The sequence below is a fragment of the Apilactobacillus ozensis DSM 23829 = JCM 17196 genome (assembly GCF_001435995.1).
Classification (GTDB): domain Bacteria; phylum Bacillota; class Bacilli; order Lactobacillales; family Lactobacillaceae; genus Apilactobacillus; species Apilactobacillus ozensis.
Window position 1 is genome coordinate 1 of the sequence record NZ_AYYQ01000013.1, and the last position, 399, is coordinate 399.

A 399-nucleotide genomic window follows, 5' to 3' on the forward strand; every position below is an offset into this window, starting at 1 on the left:
AAACCAAAAGGTTTATTTATCTCCGGTAATGGACCTATACTCTGATAAAATCATTGCTTACAGTATTAGTTCACATCCAAGCGTATCATTTACTTTAACGGCTTTGAAACATGCGCTTGATATTGTTAAAAATAATCAAATTAAAACTATCGTTCATAGTGATCAGGGTGTTCAGTATCAAAGTCATGAATGGGTAAATACGATTAAAGCATATAATGTGGTTCAATCTATGTCCCGTAAAGGGACATGTTTAGATAATGCACAGATGGAATCATTTTTTCATATTATGAAAAGTGAAATGATGAATGTACATTATGATACAAAAGAATCCTTAATCCATGCCATGAAAGCTTGGATTAAGGATTATAATGAAAATAGGATAAAAGAAAAACTAGGATA

1 protein-coding gene is annotated in these 399 nt (G+C 30.8%); it reads left to right on the top strand.

Features of this window, described 5'->3' with window-relative positions; genetic code table 11:
• Nucleotides 1-399: DDE-type integrase/transposase/recombinase (locus tag FD06_RS02545; protein WP_156403083.1), on the top strand; the 399-nt coding region annotated here is incomplete at both ends.